General features: G+C 73.8%; 21 protein-coding genes and 1 pseudogene. 19 read left to right on the plus strand and 3 right to left on the minus strand.

Translation table 11 applies throughout. The features are described from left to right. The 3 genes from JAV76_RS09500 to JAV76_RS09510 form a co-directional block, all read left to right on the plus strand. The coding region (locus JAV76_RS09500) for an alpha/beta fold hydrolase (protein ID WP_230402114.1) at positions 1-389 on the plus strand (389 nt) is incomplete at its 5' end. A gap of 40 nt (positions 390-429) precedes the next feature. Then, positions 430-1,242 (plus strand): NAD(P)H-binding protein, encoded by an 813-nt coding sequence (locus JAV76_RS09505; protein WP_198733814.1) that lies wholly within the window; start codon positions 430-432, stop codon positions 1,240-1,242. 7 nt (positions 1,243-1,249) lie between these two features. Further along, positions 1,250-2,533 (plus strand): hypothetical protein, encoded by a 1,284-nt coding sequence (locus tag JAV76_RS09510; RefSeq protein WP_198733815.1) that lies wholly within the window; start codon positions 1,250-1,252, stop codon positions 2,531-2,533. 30 nt (positions 2,534-2,563) lie between these two features. Here JAV76_RS09510 and JAV76_RS09515 read toward each other — a convergent pair whose 3' ends face one another. Together JAV76_RS09515 and JAV76_RS09520 are read right to left on the minus strand one after the other, a co-directional pair. Beyond that, positions 2,564-5,977, minus strand: a complete 3,414-nt coding sequence (locus JAV76_RS09515; RefSeq protein ID WP_198733816.1) for an ATP-binding protein — start codon at positions 5,975-5,977, stop codon at positions 2,564-2,566. A 73-nt stretch (positions 5,978-6,050) separates the two neighbouring features. Next, the gene (locus JAV76_RS09520) at positions 6,051-6,551 is read right to left on the minus strand and encodes an anthrone oxygenase family protein (protein ID WP_198733817.1); all 501 of its coding nucleotides are present in this window, start codon (positions 6,549-6,551) and stop codon (positions 6,051-6,053) included. Between the two features lie 124 nt (positions 6,552-6,675). On the opposite strand from JAV76_RS09520, the gene JAV76_RS09525 reads away from it, so the two are divergent. From JAV76_RS09525 to JAV76_RS14930, 13 genes and pseudogenes are all read left to right on the plus strand, one after another. After that, positions 6,676-7,599 (plus strand): AraC family transcriptional regulator, encoded by a 924-nt coding sequence (locus JAV76_RS09525; protein WP_198733818.1) that lies wholly within the window; start codon positions 6,676-6,678, stop codon positions 7,597-7,599. Between the two features lie 139 nt (positions 7,600-7,738). After that, positions 7,739-8,992: an aminotransferase class I/II-fold pyridoxal phosphate-dependent enzyme gene (locus JAV76_RS09530; RefSeq protein ID WP_198733819.1), complete on the plus strand. Its 1,254-nt coding sequence runs from the start codon at positions 7,739-7,741 to the stop codon at positions 8,990-8,992. Beyond that, a complete protein-coding gene (locus tag JAV76_RS09535; RefSeq protein WP_198733820.1) occupies positions 8,989-10,218 on the plus strand; it encodes a beta-ketoacyl-[acyl-carrier-protein] synthase family protein in 1,230 nt (409 codons plus the stop codon). The genes JAV76_RS09530 and JAV76_RS09535 overlap by 4 nt, the downstream gene beginning before the upstream one ends. Before the next feature lie 22 nt (positions 10,219-10,240). Then, positions 10,241-11,110: a MaoC family dehydratase gene (locus JAV76_RS09540; protein ID WP_198733821.1), complete on the plus strand. Its 870-nt coding sequence runs from the start codon at positions 10,241-10,243 to the stop codon at positions 11,108-11,110. After that, the gene (locus tag JAV76_RS09545; protein WP_198733822.1) at positions 11,107-12,684 is read left to right on the plus strand and encodes an AMP-binding protein; all 1,578 of its coding nucleotides are present in this window, start codon (positions 11,107-11,109) and stop codon (positions 12,682-12,684) included. Before JAV76_RS09540 ends, JAV76_RS09545 begins: the two co-directional genes overlap by 4 nt. Further along, a complete protein-coding gene (locus tag JAV76_RS09550) occupies positions 12,659-12,931 on the plus strand; it encodes an acyl carrier protein (protein WP_198733823.1) in 273 nt (90 codons plus the stop codon). Before JAV76_RS09545 ends, JAV76_RS09550 begins: the two co-directional genes overlap by 26 nt. Continuing rightward, complete coding sequence (locus JAV76_RS09555) at positions 12,928-13,998, plus strand: hypothetical protein (RefSeq protein WP_198733824.1); 1,071 nt, start codon at positions 12,928-12,930, stop codon at positions 13,996-13,998. Before JAV76_RS09550 ends, JAV76_RS09555 begins: the two co-directional genes overlap by 4 nt. Next, a complete protein-coding gene (gene trpA, locus JAV76_RS09560) occupies positions 13,985-14,821 on the plus strand; it encodes a tryptophan synthase subunit alpha (protein WP_198733825.1) in 837 nt (278 codons plus the stop codon). The genes JAV76_RS09555 and trpA overlap by 14 nt, the downstream gene beginning before the upstream one ends. 45 nt (positions 14,822-14,866) lie before the next feature. After that, positions 14,867-15,241 (plus strand): ectoine synthase, encoded by a 375-nt coding sequence (locus JAV76_RS09565; protein WP_198733826.1) that lies wholly within the window; start codon positions 14,867-14,869, stop codon positions 15,239-15,241. A gap of 13 nt (positions 15,242-15,254) precedes the next feature. Next, a complete protein-coding gene (locus tag JAV76_RS09570; protein WP_198733827.1) occupies positions 15,255-16,406 on the plus strand; it encodes an acyl-CoA dehydrogenase family protein in 1,152 nt (383 codons plus the stop codon). Then, positions 16,403-17,113, plus strand: coding sequence for a phosphoribosylanthranilate isomerase (locus JAV76_RS09575; protein ID WP_198733828.1), 711 nt, complete (start codon positions 16,403-16,405; stop codon positions 17,111-17,113). The genes JAV76_RS09570 and JAV76_RS09575 overlap by 4 nt, the downstream gene beginning before the upstream one ends. Continuing rightward, positions 17,110-17,811, plus strand: coding sequence for a beta/alpha barrel domain-containing protein (locus tag JAV76_RS09580; RefSeq protein ID WP_198733829.1), 702 nt, complete (start codon positions 17,110-17,112; stop codon positions 17,809-17,811). Before JAV76_RS09575 ends, JAV76_RS09580 begins: the two co-directional genes overlap by 4 nt. Positions 17,812-17,861: 50 nt before the next feature. Further along, positions 17,862-18,485 (plus strand): annotated as a pseudogene (locus tag JAV76_RS14930) (thioesterase II family protein); the annotation flags it as partial. A gap of 44 nt (positions 18,486-18,529) precedes the next feature. Here the strand turns inward: JAV76_RS14930 and JAV76_RS09585 are convergent. Further along, on the minus strand, positions 18,530-19,786 hold the full coding sequence (locus tag JAV76_RS09585; RefSeq protein WP_198733830.1) for a M18 family aminopeptidase: 1,257 nt from the start codon (positions 19,784-19,786) through the stop codon (positions 18,530-18,532). A gap of 244 nt (positions 19,787-20,030) precedes the next feature. Between JAV76_RS09585 and dxs the strand changes: the two genes are divergently transcribed. From dxs to pflB, 3 genes are all read left to right on the plus strand, one after another. Then, the gene (dxs, locus tag JAV76_RS09590) at positions 20,031-21,926 is read left to right on the plus strand and encodes a 1-deoxy-D-xylulose-5-phosphate synthase (RefSeq protein WP_198733831.1); all 1,896 of its coding nucleotides are present in this window, start codon (positions 20,031-20,033) and stop codon (positions 21,924-21,926) included. Further along, positions 21,923-22,504: a nucleoside/nucleotide kinase family protein gene (locus JAV76_RS09595; RefSeq protein ID WP_198733832.1), complete on the plus strand. Its 582-nt coding sequence runs from the start codon at positions 21,923-21,925 to the stop codon at positions 22,502-22,504. Before dxs ends, JAV76_RS09595 begins: the two co-directional genes overlap by 4 nt. Before the next feature lie 242 nt (positions 22,505-22,746). Further along, entirely contained in the window at positions 22,747-25,029 is a 2,283-nt protein-coding gene (gene pflB / locus JAV76_RS09600; RefSeq protein WP_198733833.1) for a formate C-acetyltransferase, read from the plus strand. The last annotated feature ends 4 nt before the right edge of the window (positions 25,030-25,033 follow it).

Genomic DNA, 25,033 nt, shown 5'->3' on the forward strand with positions numbered 1-25,033 from the left:
CGGGCCCGCGCGTCCGGGCGACGTACTTCGGTGCGTCGAGCGGGGCCGACCTGCGGCACCTCCTGGGTGCCGTGGACGTCCCCGTCGCCGTCCTCGCGGGGACGGAGGACCGCACCGTGCCGCTGGCCGACGTCCGCGCCACGGCGCGCGGTCTGGGTCTCCTCGGGCCCGTGGAGCTCGCCGGGCGGGGCCACGCGCTGCCCGTCGAGGCTCCTGGGGACCTCGTGCGCGCCGTCCTGGGCGTGCTGCACGGCTCCGTCGCCCGGGGAGACCGGGGTCCCGAGCGGGCGACCGCCGACGTGGACCGTCCCGACGCCGAGGTGGATACGGGGGCGTATGTGCCTGAGCCGGTCACGCATTCCGGGGACGTCCCGGAGCGCGTTGCATAGGGGTGACGGGGAAGGCCGACCGTCGTCCGGGGATTTCAAGATGGAGAAGAGGAACATCATGCTGGTCATCGGTGGAACGGGAAAGACAGGTCGACGCGTCGTGGAGCGGCTCCGGGAGCGGGGCGTCGACGTGCGCGTCGGCTCGCGCACGGGCGACCCGGCCTTCGACTGGGAGGACCGCACCACGTGGGCTCCCGCTGTGCGGGGCATGAAGGCCGCCTACGTGACCTACTACCCGGACCTCGCGTTCCCCGGGGTGTCGGACATCATCGCGGACTTCTCCGCGGTGGCCGCGGCCGAGGGCGTGGAGAAGCTCGTGCTCCTCTCCGGTCGGGGCGAGGAGGGTGCGCTCGCGAGCGAGCGTGCCGTGCAGGACTCGGGGGTGCGCTGGACGATCGTGCGCTGCAACTGGTTCAACCAGAACTTCGACGAGAGCTTCTTCCTCGGCGCTGTGCGCGAGGGCGTCATCAGCATCCCCGCGGGTGACGCCGTGGAGCCCTTCGTGGACGCGGAGGACATCGCCGACGTGGTCGTGGCGTCGCTCCTCGAGGACGGGCACGACGGACAGGTGTACGAGCTGTCCGGTCCTCGGCTCCTGAGCTTCGAGGACGTCGCGGAGGAGCTCTCCGGTGCTACCGGTCGGCGGGTCGTCTACCAGCCCGTGAGCCCCGAGGAGTACGGCGAGATGCTCGAGAAGGAGGGCCTCCCGCAGGACTTCGTCGAGCTGTTCACGGTCATCCTCGACGGCCGCAACGCCAGCCTCACGGACGGTGTGACCCGGGCGCTGGGGCGTCCCCCGCGCGACTTCAAGGACTACGCCGCAGCAGCAGCCGCCACCGGCGTCTGGGAGTGATCCTCCGATGAACGCCGTCGCCGTCGGGACCGACCCGCGCAGCACCCCCACCTCACGCACCACCGTCGCCGGGGTACCACGAGACCTCGACCTGCCCGACGAGCCGACGAGGATCGTCGTCATGGTCCGGTGCTCGAACGAGCTCGCCGCTCGCGCGCACGCCGACCGGTGGGACGAGGGTGGCGGTCGCGAGGTGCAGGTCGGCCACGACGGCGACGGCCTCGTCGTCGGTGCGACGTTCGCGAGCGTCTTCGACGCGCTCTTCGTGCTCGGCGCGGTGACGAGCGAGATGACGCTCGCGCCGGACGAGGCGGCGGCCGTCGTCGCGGGCCCTGCCTCTCACGGCGCGTCCGGCGCGGTGTCGACGGACCAGGGGCGTGCCGGCGACGCGGCACGAGGCCGGTCGGGCACCCGGGAGCGTGCGGCGCAGCTGCTCGGCACAGCTCTGCCGGGCCAGTGCCTCGTCCTCGCCGACGTCGGGCTCATCGCCGGGCCGCTCCTGGGCCCCGGGCTCGACCTCGTCGCCGCCGGTGCGCGCGGCCGCCACGGCTTCGTGTGCGGCCCGGGCGTCTACGACATCCGGGCGGCGCGGGGCGAGGGGCGGCGCAGCAGCTGCACCAGACCGCAGTGGGCGAGGCGCCGTGTCCACGGTGCGCCTGGCCCGTCGGGTGTCGCCGTCGCTCCGAGGACGACGTCGGTGCCGGAGCCGGCGCCCTCCGCCGCGGCACGGGTCGTGTGCTTCGTCGGGCCGCTGCGGGGCGCGCTCGAGGTCGCGACCGCCCAGGCGGCGCTCGCCGCGCACGCCGACGGCTCGCAGGTCCTGCGCGTGCAGGGCCGGCCCGGTGACCGCCGGGAGCTCGCCGCTCTCGTCGAGCTGGTGTCCGCGTACGCCCACGACCGCGGACCGGACCTGGTCGCGGACGACCTCTGCGACGAGCTCGACGCCATCGCGGTCATGCTCCCCGACCTCGCGGCCCGCATCGGTGCGGCACGCCCGTCGGGTCGTCGTGCCCGGACCCGGGCCCGCACCAGCTCGAACCTCGGCCGGGACCGGCTCGACCTCGTCGACCGGGTCCTGCGGACCATCGTGTCGAACGGCCCGACGACGATCGTCGCGACGTCCGTCGACGACATCGACGCGCTGAGCCAGGTCGTCGTCGAGCGTGTCGTGGGTGACCGGCGCCTGCACGACGTCCGCCTCGTCGTCGGGGGCCTGCAGCGTGCGCCCAGGCTGGTGGGACGGCTCAAGGACCAGCTCGGCGCCCTCGAGGTCGTGGAGGTCGAGGCCTGAGGGCCTGCCGGGCCGGTCCGCCCGGCCGGCTCAGCGGGGGTCGAACGGGGCGAGCGTCACCACCCGCGGGCTGACGATGCCGCGGGCCTCCTCGCGGAGCGAGCGTGCCGCGATCGTGTCCCCGGGGGTGCGCCGGCGGTCCAGGACCGACGCCATCACGAGCTGGTGCGCCGCGACCCACACCCGGGAGCCGGCCCGGGACACGGACGACAGGCCCGTGTGGAGGAGCCTCTCCGCGTCGTCGAAGTCCCCTTCGGCGGCCGCCAGACGGGCGAGGTGGAACGACATGGGTCCCACCGACGTCCGGTAGCCGTGACCGGCGGCGACCAGCGCGACGGGCGCGATCCGGCGTCGGGTCTCGTCGACGAGACCGGTGTCGCCCGTGGCGACCGCGACGATCGCGAGCACCGCGGCGTCGTGGAGCGACGAGTCGTCGACAGCCACGGGCAGGTCGAGGCTCATCATCATCCTCAGCCGCGACCGGGCCGAGGGCAGCCGGTCCGCGAGGACGTCCGCGAGGCACGCGTCGACCCACGCGGCGGCTCCGCCGGCGGAGAACGACGTCGGGGGCGGAGCCTCTCCCGCGGCAGGCGACCAGACGCTCGGATGGCGGAACCCGAGCCACCGCGCCACGAGCCGTTGACGGCCGCGCAGGTCGCCTGCGAGGGCGACCGGCAGAGCGGCCGGCAGGGGAGGGGGCGCCGAGGTGCCTGGGGTGGGTCCGGGCGGGGCGTCGTCGCCGAACGCCGCCGCGCCGACCGCCGCGACGAGGTCGCGCTCTGCCGACAGGTGCGCGTAGCGGGCGGGGTCGGGGTGCGCCGCGAGTGCGTCCGCCCACCGTCGCCCGAACTCCCGCATCTCGTCCGGGCAGTGCCGGACCGCGGCGGCGGACGACCCGTGGTGCGCGGCGACGACGAGGGCGTCGACGTCACCGGCGGCGGTGGCGAGGTCCGCGAGCTCGCGTGCCAGCGCCGCGCGGTGCGCGGCGTCCCGCGGGTGGGTGCTCTCCTCCGTGAGCTCGGCCAGCGAGCGCACCGCGCGGCGCAGCAGCTCGGGCGGTCCCGCGGTCGTGCCGGTGCGTGCGTGGCGTGCGAGGAACCTGGCGAGGTGGCGGCCGGTGTCCGGGTCGTCGAACGTGGCCGGTGCCACCAGGGCGAGGTGCTCCACGACCTGGTCGGAGGTCGACCGGGCGTCCTCGACGGTCCGCGGGTCGGCTGCGAGGTCGTCGACGAGGGTGCTCGCGGCGCACAGGCCTGCGCCGACCGCCCCGGAGGTCGTCCCGAGGAGGGCCGCACGCAGGAGGTGACCGCGAGCGGATGCCAGACCGGCACGGAGCTCGCTCGTCCCGAGCGCGTTGAGGGCCTCGGCGCGCAGGGAGGCCTCGTCCTGCTCGACGAGCTCGAGGACCTGGGCGCGCAGGCGGACGGCCTCGGTGCGGTCGCCCAGCTCCTCGGCGACGTCCGCCGCGCGCCACCGGACGCGGACCGGGCCGTCGAGGCGGTCGGGTGCGGTGGAGACGGTCGACGTCCGGGCGAACACCTCGCACCGCGAGTCGCTCAGGGCCGCCGTCTCGAGCTGGGCGAGCTGTTCGGAGATCCTCCGGTGGAGGCGCACCCGCTCGGTCTTGGGGAGCTCCGCGTAGATCGCGTCGCAGACGGCACCGTGGACGAAGTGGTAGTCCTCCGAGCGGTGCCCGTCCTGGGCGGCCTCGTCGTGGTCGTCGCACGCCACGAGCTCCGCACGCTCGAGCTCCGCGAGGGTGTCGGCGACGTCCTCGGGCGCCACCCCGCACGCCCGGGCCACGACGTCGACGTCGAAGACCGGCCCCGCGACGGCGGCCACCCGCAGCAGGCGTGAGGCGTCGGTGCTCAGCGCGGCCGTGCGGATCCGCGTGTAGTCGCGCATGCCGTCGACGACGGTCGACATCACGTCGTGCCGGTCCGGGTCCGACTCGACGAGCCTCGCCAGGAGGTAGGGGTTCCCGCCAGAGGCCGTCACGAGGCGGCCGAGCTGCGCTGCGTTCTCGCGCGTCGCGGCGGGCAGCGTGGACACGAGCTCGTGGGCGTCGAGGAGGCCGAAGCGCGGGAGGTCGATGCGTCGGGTGGTGCCGTGGCGTCCGAGGTCGTGCAGGACCCGGAGCCGAGCCGCGTCGAGGCGTGCCGACTCGGCGGTGGCGAGGAGCAGCACCCCGGGTCCACCGGACGTGTCCCGGAAGAACGCGCGGAGGGCACCGAGGGTCGTCGGGTCGGCCTCGTCGATGTCGTCGACGACCACGAGGGAGGGGCCTCCCGCCGTGACCTCCCGGAGCGCCGCCTCCATGAGCCGGACGGCGTGCACCCCGTCGTCGCGGACCGCGCGCTCCGCCGCGCGGACGAGGGGTTCGACGGTGGCACGGACCTCGGGGTCCAGCGCCGGCAGGTGGTCCCCGACCGCCTTGACGACGGCGGAGTGCTGACGGTCGACGGTGCGGCCCGCGCACGTGATCACGGTCGCGGGGAGCTGGGCCACCCGTCGGGCGAACTCGTTCGCGACGCTCGTCTTCCCGAGGCCCAGCTCGCCGGTGACCAGGCAGAGCGCCGCCTCGCCCGGTGCGACGGCCTCCCACGCCTGCGTGAGCTCGTCGAGCACACCTGTGCGGGCCACGAACGGTCGCCGCCGGGGCTGCCGGGACCGGGCGGGGGCGGGACGTGCGCCGTCGGAGCCCGTCGACAGGATCCGGAAGTACAGCTCCTCCGTCTCGGGTGACGGGTCGATCCCGAGCTCGTCGCTGAGCATGGTGCGCAACCGGGCGAAGACGGCGAGGGCCTCACCCCTGTTGCCGGTGCCCAGGTGGGCCTCCATGAGGACCCTGTACCCGCTCTCGCGCAGCGGCGCGACGTCGATGAGCGCCCGGGCGGAGCGCAGGGCGCCGGCCTCGTCCCCGAGGGAGAGGGCGGCGTGGGCCGCGATGTCGTGGGCGTCGACGCGGCTGTCCGCGACCTCCTGGCGGACCGTGTTGGCCCACTCGCAGTCGTGGTCCGGCAGGAATCCTCGCTCGAGCGCGATGAGGGCCCGCAGGGCCTTCTCGCGTGCTTCCTCCGTCCTGCCCTCGGCGAGGTGGTCGCCGGCCTCGGTGAGCACGCTCCGCGCGTCCTCGAGGTCGACGACGACGGTGGGGGGCAGCCGCAGCACGTACCTGCCTCCCACCGACTCGAGGGAGACGTCCGGGGCGATCTCCTCGAGGAGGCGGCGGACCCGTGTGACGACCCCGCGCAGGGCCGACGCCCAGGTGTCGGGGAGGGTCTCGGGCCAGATCGTCGACGCCAGCTCGAGCCTGCTGGTGCCCGACCTGCGTCGTTCGAGGACGAGCCGTGCCGCGGCGATCTGCGCCTGGGCGCTGCTCAGCGACGAGGAGGTCCCGTCCGGACCGACCACCGACACGTCACCGAGGATCTGGAGGTGCACCATGCGCATGCTGTGGCTTCCTGGAGGCGGGGCTCAGGCAGGGGTCCCGGGAGGTCTGGGATGCGCTCCGACCTTAACCGAGATGTCTGTTCTGCGCGGTGCGCGCCGCGCCGACGACGAAGGCGATCGTCGCGCCCGCGGAGAGGGCGGCGCGCACGGTGTTCCCTGCGGTCCACTCCTCGACGAAGGCGGTCCACGGCGCCACCGACGCGGGCGACATCGGGTCGAGGACGGCGAGCGCGTCGTTGCGCGGGACGTGGAAGGCGACGGTGATCGCGAACCCGGTGAGGTAGGCGGCGCCGGCCCCGATCCGCACGAGAGACCGGTCGCCGCGCGGGCGGCGCGTCTCCGCGGCGATCACGGCGACGCTCAGGGCGGCGGCACCGAAGAAGCAGAGCATGAACGGTGGCTGGACGGCGTCCCGGTTGAACTCCTGCATGCGTGCGAGGCCGTCGGCGGCGGGGAGGGAGGCGAGGCGGGGCATGGTGCTCGTCGAGAACACGGTGTACACGGCGGCGGTGACGCCGGCGGGGATGATGGCTGCGGCGGAGAGGATGCGGCGCGATGTCGACATGGGGGTGCCTTTCGAGTGTCGGATGATGCCATCCCACCGCCACGGGGGTCGGGGCAGAATCCGCGACCCGCTCAGCTTCATGCGAGGACGTCTCTTTCGAGCGCGACCGTCTATTCTGGACAATATGGACCCATTGACGGATTTCCTCGACGGTCCGAGGGCACGCAAGGCATTCCTCCTCCAGGTGGTCATGAGTCCGCCGTGGTCGATCGCCGTCGACGACGGGGCTCCGCTGACGGTCGTGGCGGTCCTCCACGGCAAGAGCTGGGTGGTGTGCGACGGGGCGGAGCCGCAGGAGCTCGCGGCGGGGGACATCCTCCTGGTCCGTGGCGACGACCCCTACCTCCTGTCGTCCGAGCTCGGGCTCGTCCCGTCGGTCCGGGTGGGCAGGGACCAGCAGTGCTCCGGTGCGGACGGCAGGGACCTCTCGGCAGAGCTGGCCAGCGGTGTGCGCACCTGGGGCAACGACCCCGCCGGCGACGACGTCCTCCTCGTCGGGACGTTCCGCAGCGCGGGGGAGGTGGGCAAGATCCTCCTCGCCGCGCTGCCCCCGAGCCTCGTGGTGCGCTCGGCCCAGAACCCCATGGTCGACGTCCTCGCCCAGGAGGTCGTGCGCGACGGGATCGCCCAGGCCAGCGTCCTCGACAGGCTCCTCGACCTGGTCCTCATCGGAGCGGTCCGCGCGTGGGCCCAGACCACGCGTGACCCGCGCTCGGTGTGGCTGAACGCGTCCCGCGACCCGATCGTCCGGGAGGTCATCACCCTCATCCACGAGGACCCGGGGCGCGCATGGACCGTCGAGCTGCTCGCCACGAGCGTGAGCACGTCGCGGGCGTCGTTGGCCCGGCGGTTCGCGGAGGAGGTGGGCACGTCCCCGATCGCCTACCTCACGCAGTGGCGCCTGACGCTCGCAGCCGACCTCCTCACCGACCCCCACCTGACGCTCACGACGATCTCGCAGCGCGTGGGCTACTCGACCCCGTTCAGCTTCAGCGCCGCCTTCAAGAAGTACTACGGCGTCAGCCCCAGGGCGTACCGGGCGAGCTGACCGGACGCGACGGTGCCCCCGGCGCAGCCCGGGGCGCCACCCCGTGTGCGGCCACCTCGCGTCCCCCTTGCGCCCGTCTTGCGGCAGCCCCGTTCCATGAGTGACGTCACGATCCGACGCCACGAAGGACGCGAGGCAGATGACCACACTCACCAGCACCGACGCAGCCCCCGCCGGGGCCGCGACACCCGCCGCCGAGGCGCTCGCGCTGAAGCTCGCCGCGACGCGCCGACGCGTCGGGGCGCTCGAGTCGAGCGCGCACCGCCGGAACAGCTTCATGCCGTACACGCCCGTCGCCGGCACCCCGTACGTCGAGCTCGACGGTCAGCGTCTGCTCATGATGTCCGGGTACAGCTACCTGGGCCTCGCCGGTGATCCCCGGCTCGCCGCGGCGGCCGCCCGCGCCGTCGACACCTACGGCACCGGTGCGCACGGGGTCCGGGCGCTCGCCGGCACGACGCCCCTGCACCAGGAGCTCGAGGCCGAGGTGGCGCGCTTCACCGAGCGCGAGAGCGCGCTCGTCTTCTCCTCCGGCTACGCGGCGAACGTCGGGACGATCGGCGCGCTGTGCGGTCCGGGCGACCACGTCTTCGTGGACAAGCTCGACCACGCGTCCATCGTCGACGGGTGCCAGCTGAGCGGTGCCACCGTCACCCGCTTCCGGCACAACGACCCGGAGCACCTCGACAGCAGGCTCCGTGCCGCGCCGGCCACCGGCGTGCGGCTCGTCGTCGTCGACAGCGTCTACTCCATGGATGGGGACGTCGCGCCCCTCCCGGCGCTGCGCGAGGTCTGCGACGCCCACGGCGCGCTGCTCATGGTCGACGAGGCGCACGCGCTCGGCGTCATCGGGGCGACCGGCCGCGGCATCGAGGAGCACTACGACCGTCAGGTCCGGGTGGATGTCAAGCTCGGCACCCTCTCGAAGGGCATCCCGTCGATGGGCGGGTGGGTGGCTGGGTCGCCCGACCTCGTCTACCACCTGCGCTACGGGGCGCGTCCCTTCCTGTTCTCGGCCGCGCTCGCACCCGCGCAGTGCGGCGCCGCGCTCGAGGCGCTGCGCATCCTCGACCGCGAGCCGCACCGCGTCGCGCACATCCAGTCGGAGTCGGCGCGGTTCCGCACGGCGATGACCGACGTGGGGATGCGGGTGGGCGACAGCACGACGGCCGTCGTCCCCCTGATCATCGGTACCGACACCCAGGCCTACGACTACGCGACGACCTGCCGCGAGGAGGGCGTCGTCGGCCTCCCCGTCGTCACGCCGGCCGTGCCCAACGGTCTCGCCCGCCTGCGGATCGCCATCACGGCGGCGCACACGAGCGAGCACGTCGACACGGCGATCGACGCGTTCGTCCGGGCGGCCGAGCGTCGCGCCGTGGCCCGGGCATGACGCCCTCGGGGCGCGCCGAGGTCGTCGTCACGGGCGCGGGCGTCGTGACGCCCGCGGGCAACGACGTCGAGGCGGTGTGGCAGGCGGTCCTCGCAGGCCGGTCGACCGCACGGGTGATCGACCGGTTCGACCCCGTGGACCACCCGGTCCGCATCGGCTGCCAGGTCGACGCCCCGCCCGCCCCGCCGGGCGTCGCGGAGAAGCTCTACCGGCGCCTCGACCCCTTCGCCCGCTACGGGCTGGCCGCCGCGCTCGACGCCCACGCGGACGCCGGGTCACCCGCCGTGGACCCCGCCCGGACCGCCGTGGTCGTCGGCAACGCCGTCGGCGGCCGCACCACGAGCGACACTGAGAGCCTGCGGTTCGGCCAGGGCGGCCCCGCCGCCGTGAGCCCCCTCATGCCGGTGGTGACGATGCCCAACGCGGCCGCCGTCGCGATCTCCATCGCACTCGGCACCACGGGCCCGGCCCTCACGCTCGCGACGACCTGCGCCAGCGGGGCCGACGCGATCGGCACCGCCACCGCCATGTTGCGCGCCGGGACCGTCGACCTCGTCGTCGCCGGGGGGTGCGAGGCGACCCTCACGCCCGTGACCCTGGCCGCCTTCGCCCGGCTCGGAGCGCTCTCGACCCGCGACGGCGACCCCGCGCTCGCGTGCCGACCGTTCGACGAGTCCCGTGACGGCTTCGTCATGGGGGAGGGGGCGGCGTTCGTCGTCCTCGAGCGGGAGGCCGACGCCCGGGCCCGGGGTGCCCGGAGCCACGGCTCCGTCCTCGGCTACGCCGCCGGCGCCGACGCGCACCACCTGTCCATGCCGCACCCCCGCGGGGACGGCGCCTACTCCGTGATGTCCGCGGCGCTGCGCGACGCGGACATCGCCCCGGCCGACGTTCGCCACGTCAACGCCCACGGCACCTCGACGCTCCTCAACGACGCCGTCGAGTCGCGCGCCGTCCACCGCGTCTTCGGCGACGACGCACCTCCGGTCACCGCACCCAAGGGCGTCACCGGGCACCTCCTGGGCGCGTCCGGTGCCCTCGAGGTCGTCCTCGCCCTGCTCACCGCACGACGGGGCCTCGTCCCGCCCGTCGCGAACCACGACCGCACGGGCAGCGACATCCCCGTCGACGTCGTCTCCGGGGCGCCCCGCCCCGTCGACCCCGGACCCGCACTGACCAGCTCCTTCGGCTTCGGCGGGCACAACGCGTGCCTCGTCGTCGCATGACCATGCCAGGAGGCACCCGCTCATGAGCCCCGCACCTGCGCCACCGGCGCTCTCCACCGCCCCGTCACCCGCCCGCCTCGACGCCGCCGAGGCCCACGACCTCCGCGTCCTCGCACGGTCGACCATGACAGCGACGACAGCGACGACCGCTCCGGCGCCCGACGGCGTCAACCCGGTGTCGGCCTTCATCGCACTCCACCCGGCGCTGGACGCCTTCCTCGCGCAGCGTGCCCCACGCCCCGCCCACGTCGTCCACCTCGCCCAGGAGCTCCACCTGACCGGTGCCCTCGTGCCCGCCACCTACGACGTCGGTCACGAGCTCGTCGAGGTCCGCCCCGACCCGCGCGGGTGCCGGGTCCGGGTGCGCAGCACCCTCACCGACCAGGACGGCTCACCCGCCGCCCGGGCGGTCGCCGACGTCCTCCTCGGCGGGGTCGACCCCGCCGACGTCCGCGCCGACGCATCCCCGGCCGCCCCGCAGCCGCCCCGTCCTGCCGTCCGGGCCCTGCCCGGGGCAGGACCCGAGGTGCGCACAGCCGTCATCACCCCGGCCACGACGGCTCGGTACGCGGCGGTGTCGCACGACGAGAACCCGATCCACCTCGACGACGACGCCGCCCGCCGGGCAGGCTTCGACGGCCCCATCGCCCACGGGATGAGCGTCGTCGCGGTGGCCTGCGAGGCGGCCGCCGACGCGCTCGCGGACGGGGACGTCTCGCGGCTGCGCGCCCTCGGCGTGCGGTTCTCCGCACCCGTGCGCTGCGGCGACGAGATCACCGTCGAGCTCTCCGCGACGGCGGACCCGCGCGTCCACGCCCTCCGTGTCCTCACCGCGGCGGGACCGGCCCTCAAGTCCGGCTGGATCGAGATCGAGGGGCCCGAGCCGTCATGACCATCGACGAGATGCCGGCCACCATCACCGCCGCCGCCGTCGTCACCGACCGCGCCGACCGCACCGATCTCGCCGTCGACTCCCTCGCAGGGCGCATCCAGGCGCACGCGTCCCTCACCCCGGACGCACCGGCCGTCGTCGACGGCACCCGCACCACGTCGTACGCCGAGCTCCTGGCCGTCGCGACCGGGTCGGTCGCGGCCCTGCCCGGGTGCACCGACGACCGGGTCGCGGTCGTCGTCCACAAGACGACGGCGACCGTCGCCCTCGTCCTCGGGTGCCTCGTCGCACGACGCCCCGTCCTCCTCCTGGCACCGACCATGCTGCCGGAGAGGCGGGACGCCGTCCTGCGGGACGCGGGGATACTGCACCTCGTCGACGACCCGGAGCGCCTGGCGACCCCCGGGATCCCCGCGACGTCGTCAGGACCCGACCGGGCGCAGGGCCCGGCGAGCGGCACGGACGACGCGCTCCTCCTCACCACCTCCGGCACGACCGGCACACCGAAGGTGGTGCCGCTCGGCCGCACCGCGATCGACCGCTTCGTGCTCTGGGCCGGCGAGGAGCTCGCGCTCGGCCCGGGCACCACCGTCCTGAGCCTCGCCCCGCTGAACTTCGACATCTCCCTGCTCGACGTCTGGGCGACGCTCGCCGCGGGCGGACGCGCCGTCCTCGTCCCGCCCACCCGGGCGGTCCGGGGCCGGGTGGTGCTCGACCTCCTCGAGTCCGAGCGGGCCGAGGTCGTCCAGGCGGTCCCCACCTTCTTCCGACTCATGATCGACGCCGCCGCGGGCAGGCAGGTGCCCGGCGTGCGCGAGGTCGTCCTCACCGGCGAGCCGGTGGACCACGCGACCGTCGCCGGGGTCCGCCGCGTCTTCCCGTCCGCCCGGGTCCGCAACGTCTACGGCATGACCGAGACCAACGACAGCCTCATGCACGTCCTCACCGGCGACGAGCCGACGGACCGGCCCGTCCCCGTCGGGCACCCCCTGCCCGGGGTGGACGTCCTCGTCCACACGGAGGACGGAGGGTACGCACCGTTCGGGGACGGCGAGCTCCTCGTCCGCACCCCCTTCCAGGCGGACCGGTACCTCGGCGACCGCGGCAGCGCGGAGCGCTTCGTCACCGTCTGGACCAGCCGTGGGAGCCGGGAGTACGTCCGCACGGGCGACCTCGTGCGCAGGCGTCCCGGGGAACCCGCGGTGCTCGTGGGGCGCGTCGACCGCCGGGTGAAGGTCCGCGGCATCGCCGTCGACCTCGCCGACGTCGAGCTGGTCCTCGAGGAGCACCCGATGGTGACCGCGGCCGCCGTCGTCGCCGAGACGGACGACCTCGAGGGACACCGCCTGGCGGGCGTCGTCCGCCGGTCGCCCGGGTCCGACCTCGACCTCGTCACGCTGCGCCGGTACTGCACGTCCCGGCTCCCTACGGGCAGCACCCTCCCCGAGCTGCACCTGACCGACGAACCCTTCCCGCTGACCATCACGGGCAAGACCGACCGACCGAGAACGCTCCGGGCAGCGCGCCAGGAGCACGAGAGGACACGCCATGGACACCACGCTCACCACCTCTGACCTCGTCCGCGACTACGTGATCGACGAGTTCCTGCCCGGCGCGGACCCGGAGCAGGTCACCCCGCAGACCGACCTGCTCAACAGCGGCATCATCGACAGCCTCGGCCTCCTCAAGCTCATCGCCTGGCTCGAGACGCGCTTCGAGATCGGCATCGACGACACCGACCTCGACCCGGAGAACTTCCGGAACCTGAACACCATCACCGCGTTCGTGGAGCGCCCTCGCCCGACCCCGGGGTCCGTGTGACCGGCGCACCGGTCGCCGTCGACCCCGTCCCCGTCACGGACGTCCGTGACGGGGACGGGGGGCGCCCCGTCGACTGGGTGCGGTTCTGGGAGGGGCTGGACGACGGAACCGCGACGGCCGACGTCCTCGTCGGCACCCTCGCCGCCGTCTCGCAGGAGCTGCCCGACGACGACGGGCTCGTGGCGTTCGTGCGGTCCGTCGTGCCCGACGGCCCGCTCCCCGCGGTCGACGCCGTGAACATCGTCGGCATCGGCGGCGGCCCGTCGACGATGAACGTCTCCACCGCGGCGGCGGTCGTCGCCGCCGCGGCCGGCGCGGCCGTCGTGAAGTCCGGGTCGCGTGCCTACACGTCGGTCCTCGGGTCGACGGAGCTCCTCGGCCTCGCGGGCGTCGCCACGACCACGTCGACGGACGACCTCCGGGACCGGCTCGCCCGGCACCGCCTCGCCTTCGCCGGGCAGCACGTCTACCCGCGCGGGCTCACCCGTCTCGCACGGCGCATCGTGCCCGTCGGCATGAAGGAGTTCGGGGGATTCCTCAACGTCGTCGGGCCGTACCTGCCCGCGCTCGGGCTCCGCGCCCAGGTCACCGGGCGCTCCGGCCGTGCCACCCCGGAGGCGGTCCGCCGGCTCGCCACCGGGCGCGGCCTCACCCAGTGGGTGTGCTCGAGCGACCTCGGCGCCGACGAGCTCCTCAGCGTCTGCCCGAGCACGGTCACCCACCCCGACGGGCGCACCGAGCGCATCGTGCCCGGGACCCTCGTGACGGGCGCGGGGTCACTCGAGGACCTGCGCCCCGCGGAGCCCGGGAGGAGCGTGGAGCACTTCGCCGCCGCGCTGGCCGGCGACCTGGCCGTCGCCGTCACCGAGACCATCGTCCTCAACGCCGCCGTCGTGCTCCTCGCGTCGGGCACGGCCCCCACCCTCCGCGACGCCTGCGCGAGCGCCCACGAGGCGATCTCCTCCGGTGCCGCGCACGGCCTCTTCGAGACGCTCCGCGGCCAGGCACCCGCAGGTGCCGCGGTCACCCGGGACGGTCGAGGGGGTGCCGACCATGGGGTCGTCTGACACGACGCCACGCGCCGTGTTCCCCGGCCGCACGCCGGGGGTCCCGCGGATCGCGCTCTTCCTCAACGCCGGCGACCCCGACGACGAGGAGATGGTGGAGATCGTGCGGCTCATGGACGCCGCACGGGTCGACTGCCTGGAGCTCGCCGTCCCCTTCCCCGACTCGGTCACCGACGGGCCCGTCGTCCGGGCGAGCGCCACCCGCGCCCTCGACCGCGGCACGGACCTCCCGAGGGTGCTGCGCCTCGTCGAACGGCTGCGCGCCACGACCACCCACACGCGCATCGTCCTGCTCGTCGACTGGAGCCACTCGCTCAGGCCCACCGACCTCGCCCGGTCGGTCGACGAGATCCGCGGGTCGGGCGCGGACGGGCTCCTCGTGCACGGTCTGCCCCCGATGCTGCGCGGCCGGACCACCGAGCTCTGCCTCGCGGCAGGGCTCCCCACCGTCCAGACCTGCTACCACGGCACCTCGACGGGGGAGACGTTCGCCGCGGCAGCACGCGACGCGACGGCGTACGTCTACCTCGTCGCCCGCTACGGGCGCAGCGGCACCCCCGGAGGGGACGCGCTCGCCTCCGTCCGCAGCTCGGTCGACCGCCTCCGGGAGCTCACCGACGCACCGGTCGCCGTCGGGTTCGGCATCTCCACGGCCGACGACGTCCGACGGGTCACCGACGCCGGTGCCGACGCCGCAGTCGTCGGCACCGCGTGCGTCCGCGCCGTCGAGCAGGGGATCGGCGACCACGACGTGGTCGGGTCCTTCGCGGCGTTCCTCGAGCGTCTCCTCCCCGCGCCGCAGCCCGCCCTCCCACGACCCTGATCCCCGAACGCCCACCGCACCACACCCACCAGAGAGGCCACGCACATGTTCATCCGCAGACGTGACGAAGTGAACACCGTCAACTGGGGCAACGGCGCGAGCAGCCGCCTCGTCGTCGAGGCCGACGGCCTCGGCTTCGCGGTCGCCCACACCGTCGTCACCGCCGGGACCACCTCGAAGCTCCAGTACCGGCGCCACCTGGAGGCCTGCTACTGCGTGTCCGGGTCCGGCGTCGTCGTCGACTCCACGGGCGCCCGCCACGAGATCGTCCCCGGCACCCTCTACGGGCTCGACCAGCACGACGCGCACGAGCTGCGGGCGTCGGAGGACGCCGACCTCCACCTCGTGTCCGTCTTCAACCCGCCCATCAAGGGCGACGAGCGGCACTCCCTCGACGCCACCGGCTACTCCCAGTACTGAGACGAGGCCGACCATGAGCGCCCAGACCGTCCAGACCGCTCCCAGCCTGACGCCCGAGGCCCTCGGCAGGGACCTCGACGACGCGTTCGACACCCGCCACGACACGCCCCACGACGAGACGGTCTTCGACCGTGCGGCCTGGGGCAGGATGACCGCGACGGGTCTGCTCGCCGCACCGTTCGCCGTGGAGCACGGGGGCCACGGCATGTCCCTCGTCGACACCCTGCGCAGCCTCGAGTACCTCGGTCGGGTGAACGACGACGCAGGGCTGTCGTTCGCCGCGATCACGAGCATGGCCAGCACGGCCGTCGCCCTCACCCGCTTCGGGACTCCGGAGCAGCGTGCGCGGCACCTGCCCGGCGTGCTCTCCGGCAGGACGGTCGGAGCGCACGCCATCACCGAGCCGGAGCACGGCTCGGACGCCCTCGGGATGTCCGCACGCGCAGTCCGGGACGGCGACCACTTCGTCCTCGACGGCGACAAGACGTTCATCACGAACGCCGGGATCGCCGACCTCTACGTCGTCTACGCCCGGACAGGTGACGTCCCCGGCCCGCTCGGGCTCACCGCGTTCCTCGTGCCCGCGGGGACGCCGGGCTTCACCGTCGGCCGGCGCCTGGGAACCATGGGGTTGTCCGGCACGCCGCTCGCCGAGCTCCACCTGACGGGCTGCCGCATCCCCGCGCACGACGTGCTCGGCCGGGTGGGCGGCGGCTTCCTCGTCCTCGACCACGTCATGGAGCGCGAGATCCTCTTCTCCTTCATGGTCAACGTCGGCGAGATGCAGCGACGCCTCGACCGCTGCGTCACGTGGTGCCGCGAGCGCGAGCAGTACGGCAGGGCCATCGGTGGCTACCAGGCGGTCGCCAGGCGCGTGGTCGACATGAGGATCGCCGTCGACACCGCGCGCCTGTGGCTGCTGTCCGCGGCCGAGCTGCTCGACGCGGGAAAGCCCGCGGCGACGGAGATCTCCATCGCGAAGCTCGTCACCAGCACCGCGAACCTCCGGTCCAGCCTCGACGCGGTCGAGGTCTTCGGCGGGCGCGGGTACGTCACCGAGCACGGGATCGAGCGCGGGGTGCGCGACGCGGTCGCCGGCACCCTCTACTCGGGCTCCAACGACATCCAGTACAACAGGGTCGCGTCGATGATCGGGCTGCGATGAGCGCGGCCACGATGATCAAGGTCTGCGGGCTCGTGGACCCCACCGAGATGGAGCTGCTCGGTGCCACCGGGGTCACGCACGCAGGCGTGTGGTGGGAGGTGCCCGGCTCATCACGGTCGCTCGACACCGACGGTCTACGCCGCATGGCGGTACCGGGCGGCCCCGACGGATGCCTCGTGACGTTCTCCGCGGACGTCGAGGGGATCGCGGACGCGCTCGCGGCCCTGGGCGGGTCGTGCGTCCAGCTCCACGCGTTCCAGCCGCCGTCGGCGGTGGCTGCGCTCCGCCGACGCGTCCCGTCGACCACCCGGATCCTCAAGGTCCTGCACGTCGACCGCGGCCGCCTGCTGGAGCGCCCGTTCGTCGGGGCGTACACGAGGGCGGGCGTGGACGCCTACGTCGTCGACACGATCGACGGCGGACGGATCGGGAGCACGGGCGTCGCGACGGACCCCGGGACGCTCCTCGCGATCGGTGCGTGCCTGGACCGGCCGTTCGTCGTGGCCGGAGGGGTCGACGCCTCCCGAGCGGGAGAGCTCGACGCGGTCCGGCGCCACCCGGGATGGCACGGCATCGACGTCGACTCGAGCGCGCGTGACGAGCACGGCGCGCTCGACCCGGCACGCATCGACGACCTCGTCGCCGCGTGGGGCGCGGGCTCCCTGGTGGGGGCCGGGGCCGTGCCGGTCGCGGAGCCCGCGGCATGAGCCCCGGGACGCCGTCGACGTTCGTCGAGGCGGTCCTCGCCGCCGCTGTCCCGCTCGTCATGGAGGTCAAGCGCAGGTCCGCGGACGGGACGGACCTCATGGGCGGTCGCAGCGCGACCGACCTCGTGCGGGCGTACGAGGAGGCCGGTGCGCCGTGCGTGTCCGTCGTGTCGGGCCGGTGGTTCGGGGGCGACGCCTCGCTCGTCCAGGAGGTGGTCCGCAGCACGGAGCGGCCCGTCCTCCAGAAGGACTTCTTCACGCGGCGCGACCAGCTCCTGGCGGCCCGCGCCGCGGGCGTCAGCGCCGTGCTCCTCACGGCGCAGCTGCTCGACCGGGGCACCCTGGCGGTGCTCGTCGCCCACGCCCTGGACCTGGGCCTCACCCCGTTCGTCGAGGTGGTCTCCGAGGCGGAGGCGGCGGCCGTGCCGTGCCCGGAGCTCTGCGTCGTCGCGGTCAACAACAAGGACATCCGGGACCAGGAGCGGGGGGCGGCCGGTGTCGCGAGGAGCGAGCGGATGATCGGGCACGTGCTGGGCACCGGGACGCCGCTGCCCATGAGCGCGAGCGGCATCGAGAGCCGCGACTCGGCCGCCGGTCTGCTCGCGCTCGGGTACCGCGGGCTCCTCGTGGGCACGGCCCTGCTCACGGCGGGCTCGCTCGACCCCGTGGAGGTGGCGTCGTGGGCGTCGGCGACGTGAGCGCGGGACCTCGCCCCGAGCCCGGGGCTCCCGACGCAGGCCTGCCGACGGTGGTCCTCCTCCCGCCGGCCGGAGGGTCGGCGGTCCTGGGACGCGCCTGGTCCGCTGCGCTCGTCGGCACGGCCCGGGTCGAGCCGCTCCGGGTGCCGCGCGCGGCCGGAGGCGGCTTGGGGGAGAGCGCGCGGGTCGTCGCCGGGAGGACGCCGCGCTCCGGACTGTGGATCCTCGCGGGCCACAGCCTCGGCGGCCTGCTCGCCTTCGAGGTCGTGCGCGTCCTCGAGGCCGGCGGTCTGCACCTGCCGGAGCACGTCGTCGTCATGGGCAGCAGGCCGCCCCACCAGGCCACCGGACCGCTCTTCGCCGGCCTCGTGGACCTGCCCGACGACGAGATGCTCGCCGGGCTCGCCCGGACGGGCGCGGTCGAGGCGTCGCTGCCCGAGCACCCCATGCGGAGGCTCTTCGTGCCGGGGCTCCGGGCCGACCTGCGGCTGCTCGTGGACACCCCCGCGGCCCCCGCCGACGCGACGGTCGGTGTCCCGGTGCACGCCTGGCACGGCACGGACGACCGTCTCGCTCTTCCGGCGGCCGCCCGAGGGTGGGCGACGCATGCCGCAGGACCGTTCCACAGCCGCACCTTCCGGGGCGGCCACTTCTTCCCGGTCGAGCAGGTGACGGAGGTGGTCGCGGCCCTCCCGCTGCCGGCCCTACCCGTGGGCGCTCAGGCGCCGGCGAAGAACGCCCCGACGGCAGCCGCGAGCGCGGCGGGGTCGTCGACGTGGCACATCTCCCGCGCCGAGTGCATCGAGAGCAGGGCGATGCCGACGTCGACGGTCCGCACGCCGGAGCGGGTGGCCGTGAGAGGCCCGATGGTCGAGCCGCACGGGACCGAGTTGTTCGACACGAAGTCCTGAGAGGTGACACCGGCGGCACGGCACGCCCGGGCCCAGACCGCGGCACCGTGCGCGTCCGTCGCGTACCGCTGGTTCGCGTTGATCTTGAGGATCGGCCCGCCGCCGGCGGTGGGCCGGTTGGCGGGGTCGTGACGCTCCGGGTAGTTGGGGTGGACGGCGTGCCCGACGTCGGAGGACAGGCACCACGACGCGGCGAGCGCGCGGTGGAGGTCCTCGGGGGTCCCGGCGGACAGGCGTGACAGGACGTCCGTGAGGAGCGGACCGCTGGCGCCGGAGCGTGACTCGGACCCGAGCTCCTCGTGGTCGAAGGCCGCGAGGACCGTCGTCGCGCCCTCCGGCTCGGGGTGCTCGAGGAGCGCGACGAGGCCCGCGTGGACCGAGACGAGGTCGTCCATGCGTCCCGCGGCGAACAGGGAGCCGTCGAGGCCGAACCTCGCCGGCGCGGCGGCGTCCGCCGTGAGCACGTCGTACCCCGCGACGTCGTCGCGGTCGAGGCCCGCGAGCGCTGCGAGGTGGCCGACGACGTCCCCGTGGTCGCCGACGCCGAAGACGGGCTGCGTGTGCCGCTGCCGGTCGAGTGCGAGCGACTCGTTGGCGCTGCGGTCGAGGTGGATCGCGAGCTGCGGGATGCGCAGCCACGGGCCGGTGCGCACGAGGTGCTCGGTGCCGTCGTGGGCGACGAGGCGCCCGGCGAGCTCGAGCTCGCGGTCGAGCCAGGAGTTGAGCAGGGGCCCGCCGTAGACCTCGACGCCCGCCTGCAGCCAGCCGTGGGTGGTGACGGTGGGGTGCGGCTTGAGCTTGAAGCCGGGGGAGTCGGTGTGGGCGCCGAGGACGCGGAAGGGGGTGGTCGGGGCGGCGTCGTCGGGCCGGACCCAGGCGATCACGGCACCGTCGCGCAGCAGGAAGCCGCGGCGGTGTGCCGGGTCCCACGCCTGCGTCTCGTGGTGGCGGACGAACCCGGCGTCCTCGAGGCGGCGCGCCACCTCGTGGGCGGCGTGGTAGGAGGAGGGCGAGGCGGTGAGGAACCGGGCGAGGTCGTCGATGTGGGCGGCCGTTGCAGTCATGCGCCCATCCAACCACCGACGGGAGGGTGTCCCGGGTGCGTGCCGCTCTCCCGTGGACGTCCTGTGGAGGGAGTGGCGTGGTCGTGCGCGGGTGCCCCGGTCGTGGCGTCCGGCGTCGGCGGTGGCCTCGCGCGGCTTATAGAGTTGAGCCCCCGTGCGTGGTCCGCACGTGGAAGGCTGCGAGAGCGCCCGGCCGTCCGGTCGTCGGGTGCCGTGCGGCCCGAGGTGGCACGGAGGAATGGTCATGGGACTCCTGGAGAAGATCCAGTCACCGGCGGACGTGCGCCGGCTCACGCCGACGCAGACGGTGGAGCTCGCCGAGGAGATCCGCGGGTTCCTCGTCCGGACGGTGTCGCGGACGGGTGGGCACCTCGGCCCCAACCTCGGCGTCGTCGAGCTGACCATCGGCATGCACCGGGTGTTCAGCTCGCCCAAGGACACGTTCGTCTTCGACACCGGGCACCAGTCGTACGTCCACAAGCTCCTCACGGGGCGGCAGGCCTTCGGGGACCTGCGCCAGCGCGGCGGGCTCTCCGGGTACCCGAGCCGCGCGGAGTCGGAGCACGACGTGGTGGAGAACTCGCACGCGTCGACGGCCCTGAGCTGGGCCGACGGCATCGCCAAGGCGAACGTCGTGCGCGGGCTCAACGACCGGCACGTCGTCGCGCTCATCGGTGACGGCGCGCTCACGGGCGGCATGGCCTGGGAGGCGCTCAACAACATCGCCGCCGGTCACGACCGTCGGCTCATCATGATCGTCAACGACAACGGCCGTTCGTACGCGCCCACCATCGGGGGGATGGCGCACCACCTCGACACGCTGCGCACCACCCGCGGGTACGAGTCCTTCCTCGAGTGGGGCAAGCGCACGCTGCGCCGCTCGGGCCCGCCCGGACGCCTCGCCTACGACGCCCTCCACGGCCTGAAGAAGGGCATCAAGGACGTCGTGTCCCCGCAGGGGATGTTCGAGGACCTCGGGATCAAGTACGTCGGACCCGTCGACGGCCACGACGTCGACGACGTCGAGCGTGCCCTCGCCCGCGCGAAGGCCTTCGGGGCCCCGGTCCTCGTCCACGTCATCACCGAGAAGGGGCGCGGCTACAGCCCCGCCGAGCAGGACGTCGCCGACCGGTTCCACGCGGTCGGGCAGATCCACCCCGAGACGGGTCTGCCCGTGGCACCGTCACGCTTCGGGTGGACCAAGGTCTTCGCCGACGAGATCGTGGCGATCGGCCACGACCGGCCCGACGTCGTGGCGATCACGGCGGCCATGCTCGCCCCCGTCGGACTGGCGCCGTTCGAGAAGGCGTTCCCGGCACGCACCTTCGACGTCGGCATCGCCGAGCAGCACGCGGCCACGTCGGCCGCGGGGATGGCCTTCGCAGGGCTGCACCCCGTGGTCGCCCTCTACGCGACGTTCCTCAACAGGGCGTTCGACCAGGTCCTCATGGACGTCGCCCTCCACAAGGCCGGCGTGACCTTCGTCCTCGACCGCGCGGGCATCACCGGGTCCGACGGCGCCAGCCACAACGGGATGTGGGACATCGCGATGCTGCGCATCGTCCCCGGGCTGCACCTCGCGGCCCCGCGCGACGAGGCCACGCTGCGCGCCGCGCTGCGGACCGCGGTGGACATCGACGACGCACCGAGCGTCGTGCGGTACCCCAAGGGTGCGCTGGGCGACCCCATGCCGGCGCTCGACACCCTCGACGGCGTCGACGTCCTCGCGAGGGAGACCGGGACGGGGACCGGGGGAGCCGGTGCACGGCGCCGCGTCCTGGTCGTGGGCATCGGCGCCATGGCAGGCACGGCCCTCGAGGTGAGCACCGCGCTCGCGGCCCACGGGGTCGACACCACGGTCGCGTCGCCCACGTGGGTCCTGCCGATGCCGTCGGCGCTGGTGAAGCTCGCCGGTGAGCACGACCTCGTCGTGGCCATCGAGGACGGCATCGCAGAAGGAGGCGCGGGTGCGCTCCTCGGCGAGCACGCAGCCCTGGCGCGCGTGACCACCCCTGTCCGCACGGTCGGTCTCCCCACGGAGTTCCTCGACCACGCGTCCCGTGAGCAGATCGTCGTCGGCCACCGTCTCACCGCGGCCGACGTCGTCCGCGACGTCCTGGACGACCTCTCCCGAGGGTGACCCCCGGACGCGGTGTGCCGCCCGTCGATATCCTCCTCGTCGCGGGGGCGAGCGGGGTGGGCAAGACGAGCGTGGTGCACGAGGTCAGCGCGATCCTGCGCCGGTCCCGGGTGGCGCACGCGGTCGTCGACGGCGACGACATGGATGCGAGCCACCCGGGGCCCGGGGAGTCGGACCGTCCCTGGGTGACGGCGACCAACCTCGCGAAGGTGTGGGCCACCTACCGGGCCGTCGGGCAGCACCGCCTCGTCTACGTGAACACCGTGAGCGTCCTCGAGGCGGGCACGCTCACCGCCGCCGTGGACCAGGAGGCGCGGTGCCTGGGCGTGCTCCTCGAGGCCGACCCGCCGACGCTCGCCGCGCGGCTCGCCGCCCGGGAGACCGGGTCCGAGGAACAGGTCCACGTCGCGAGGAGCCTCGCGCGCCACGAGGAGCTGTCCGCCTCCGCACCGGCCTGGGTGCTCCGTGTCCCGACCGTGGGGCGCTCCGTCGAGGAGGTCGCGGCCGCCGTCGTCGCGCACACCGGGTGGGAGGCGGCCGCAGCGGCCCGCAGGACCTCGCCCGACGCGTGGGGCTGAGGTCCTGCGCCGTCTCCGGCGTCGCCGGCCGGCGGCAGGTCCGTGACCAGCGCTTCTCCGGCGACGACGCACGAGGGCGCGGACGCAAGAGACCTCCGTCCCGTCCCGACGGGCGCACGGTGTGACGCACGGCTCACGTTCCGGGCGTCCCTCGGGCCGAAGGTCCCAAGTCGTCCCATCAATCCGTTCCTAGTGTGGAAGACACGATCACCACTCGATCAGGTTCGACCAAGGAGACGGCGATGACCACCACAGCAGACGGCACCACGACCACCCCCGCGGGTGCCCCGACCCCTGGCGCCTGGACCGGGTTCGTCACCGGGCCCTGGAACGACGCGATCGACGTGCGGGACTTCATCCAGCGCAACTACGAGCCCTACGAGGGTGACGCCTCGTTCCTCGCTGGCCCCACCGAGCGCACCACCGGCGTGTGGGCCAAGCTCTCCGAGATGTTCCCCGAGGAGCGCGAGAAGGGCGTCTACGACGTCGACGCCACCACCCCCTCGAGCATCACCGCGCACGCCCCCGGCTACATCGACGAGAGCAACGAGGTCATCGTCGGCCTGCAGACCGACGCCCCCCTCAAGCGGGCGATCATGCCGTACGGCGGATGGCGGATGGTCGAGACGTCGCTGAAGACGTACGGCTACGAGGTCGACGAGACCCTCAAGGAGATCTTCACCAAGTACCGCAAGACCCACAACGCCGGGGTCTTCGACGTGTACCCGCCCAACGTCCGCGCCGCCCGCTCCAGCCACATCGTCACGGGCCTGCCCGACGCCTACGGCCGCGGCCGGATCATCGGCGACTACCGCCGCGTCGCCCTCTACGGGGTCGACGCCCTCATCGCCGCCAAGAAGGTCGAGCGGGCCGAGCTCGACATGGAGCGCTCGACCGAGGACATCATCCGGGACCGCGAGGAGAACGCCGAGCAGATCCGTGCGCTCGGCGAGCTCAAGCAGATGGCCGCGACCTACGGGTACGACATCTCCGGCCCCGCCACCACGGCCCGTGAGGCCGTCCAGTGGCTGTACTTCGCGTACCTCGCCGCCGTGAAGGAGCAGAACGGCGCGGCGATGTCCCTCGGGCGCACCTCGACCTTCCTCGACGTGTACATCCAGCGCGACCTCGCCGCCGGCGTCCTCACCGAGGAGCAGGCGCAGGAGATCATCGACGACTTCGTCATCAAGCTCCGCATCGTGCGGTTCCTGCGCACCCCCGAGTACGACCAGCTGTTCTCGGGCGACCCGACCTGGGTCACCGAGACCATCGCCGGTATGGGTGAGGACGACCGTCCCCTCGTCACGCGGACGTCGTTCCGGTACCTCCAGACCCTCTACAACCTGGGCCCGGCGCCCGAGCCCAACCTCACGGTCTTCTGGTCCGACCGCCTGCCGGAGGGCTTCAAGGCGTTCTGCGCCCAGGTCTCCATCGACACCTCCGCCATCCAGTACGAGTCCGACGAGCTCATCCGTCCGATGTGGGGCGACGACGCCGCGATCGCCTGCTGCGTGTCCCCGATGCGGGTCGGCAAGCAGATGCAGTTCTTCGGAGCGCGCGTCAACCTCGCCAAGGCCCTCCTGTACGCGATCAACGGCGGCCGCGACGAGATGACCGGCGACCAGGTCTCGCCGGCACGTCCGTCCGTCGCCCGCGAGGGCACGCCGCTCGACTACGACGAGGTGCGCGCCGCCTTCGACCTCGAGATGGACTGGCTCGCCGAGACGTACGTGGACGCCCTGAACTGCATCCACTACATGCACGACAAGTACGCGTACGAGCGCATCGAGATGGCGCTCCACGACCGGTCGGTCCTGCGCACGCTCGCCTGCGGCATCGCGGGCCTGTCCGTCGCCGCCGACGCCCTCGCGGCGATCAGGTACGCGAAGGTCACCCCCGTGCTCGACGAGACCGGGCTCGCGGTCGACTACGTCATCGACGGCGACTTCCCCATGTACGGCAACGACGACGACCGCGTGGACGGCATCGCCGTCGAGCTCGTCAAGGCCTTCATGGAGCGCATCAAGAAGCAGCCCACGTACCGCGACGCCATGCACACCCAGTCGGTGCTGACCATCACCTCGAACGTCGTCTACGGCAAGTCCACCGGGAACACGCCCGACGGCCGCCGCGCGGGTGAGCCCTTCGCCCCGGGTGCCAACCCGATGAACGGGCGCGACACGCACGGCATGCTCGCCTCGGCGCTGTCCGTCGCGAAGCTCCCGTACGGCGAGGCGCTCGACGGGATCTCCCTGACGAACACCACGGTGCCCTCCGGCCTCGGCCGCACCAAGGAGGAGCAGGTCACCAACCTCGTCGGGCTCATGGACGCGGTGAACCGGTCCGACGGGTACCACCTCAACGTCAACGTCCTCAACCGGGAGACGCTGCTCGACGCGATGGAGAACCCCGAGAACTACCCACAGCTCACCATCCGCGTGTCGGGGTACGCGGTGAACTTCGTGCGGCTCACCCGTGAGCAGCAGCTCGACGTCCTCAACCGGACGTTCCACGGGTCGCTCTGACCCC

It is taken from the genome of Sanguibacter suaedae (assembly GCF_016342785.1).
Lineage (GTDB): Bacteria > Actinomycetota > Actinomycetes > Actinomycetales > Cellulomonadaceae > Sanguibacter > Sanguibacter suaedae.

Coding starts and splice junctions, on each gene's coding strand:
- JAV76_RS09505 (WP_198733814.1), top strand. CDS start 430: ATGGAGAAGAGGAACATCATGCTGGTCATCGGTGGAACGGGAAAGACA.
- JAV76_RS09510 (WP_198733815.1), top strand. CDS start 1,250: ATGAACGCCGTCGCCGTCGGGACCGACCCGCGCAGCACCCCCACCTCA.
- JAV76_RS09520 (WP_198733817.1), bottom strand. CDS start 6,551: ATGTCGACATCGCGCCGCATCCTCTCCGCCGCAGCCATCATCCCCGCC.
- JAV76_RS09525 (WP_198733818.1), top strand. CDS start 6,676: ATGGACCCATTGACGGATTTCCTCGACGGTCCGAGGGCACGCAAGGCA.
- JAV76_RS09530 (WP_198733819.1), top strand. CDS start 7,739: ATGACCACACTCACCAGCACCGACGCAGCCCCCGCCGGGGCCGCGACA.
- JAV76_RS09535 (WP_198733820.1), top strand. CDS start 8,989: ATGACGCCCTCGGGGCGCGCCGAGGTCGTCGTCACGGGCGCGGGCGTC.
- JAV76_RS09540 (WP_198733821.1), top strand. CDS start 10,241: ATGAGCCCCGCACCTGCGCCACCGGCGCTCTCCACCGCCCCGTCACCC.
- JAV76_RS09545 (WP_198733822.1), top strand. CDS start 11,107: ATGACCATCGACGAGATGCCGGCCACCATCACCGCCGCCGCCGTCGTC.
- JAV76_RS09550 (WP_198733823.1), top strand. CDS start 12,659: ATGGACACCACGCTCACCACCTCTGACCTCGTCCGCGACTACGTGATC.
- trpA (WP_198733825.1), top strand. CDS start 13,985: ATGGGGTCGTCTGACACGACGCCACGCGCCGTGTTCCCCGGCCGCACG.
- JAV76_RS09565 (WP_198733826.1), top strand. CDS start 14,867: ATGTTCATCCGCAGACGTGACGAAGTGAACACCGTCAACTGGGGCAAC.
- JAV76_RS09570 (WP_198733827.1), top strand. CDS start 15,255: ATGAGCGCCCAGACCGTCCAGACCGCTCCCAGCCTGACGCCCGAGGCC.
- JAV76_RS09575 (WP_198733828.1), top strand. CDS start 16,403: ATGAGCGCGGCCACGATGATCAAGGTCTGCGGGCTCGTGGACCCCACC.
- JAV76_RS09580 (WP_198733829.1), top strand. CDS start 17,110: ATGAGCCCCGGGACGCCGTCGACGTTCGTCGAGGCGGTCCTCGCCGCC.
- JAV76_RS09585 (WP_198733830.1), bottom strand. CDS start 19,786: ATGACTGCAACGGCCGCCCACATCGACGACCTCGCCCGGTTCCTCACC.
- dxs (WP_198733831.1), top strand. CDS start 20,031: ATGGGACTCCTGGAGAAGATCCAGTCACCGGCGGACGTGCGCCGGCTC.
- pflB (WP_198733833.1), top strand. CDS start 22,747: ATGACCACCACAGCAGACGGCACCACGACCACCCCCGCGGGTGCCCCG.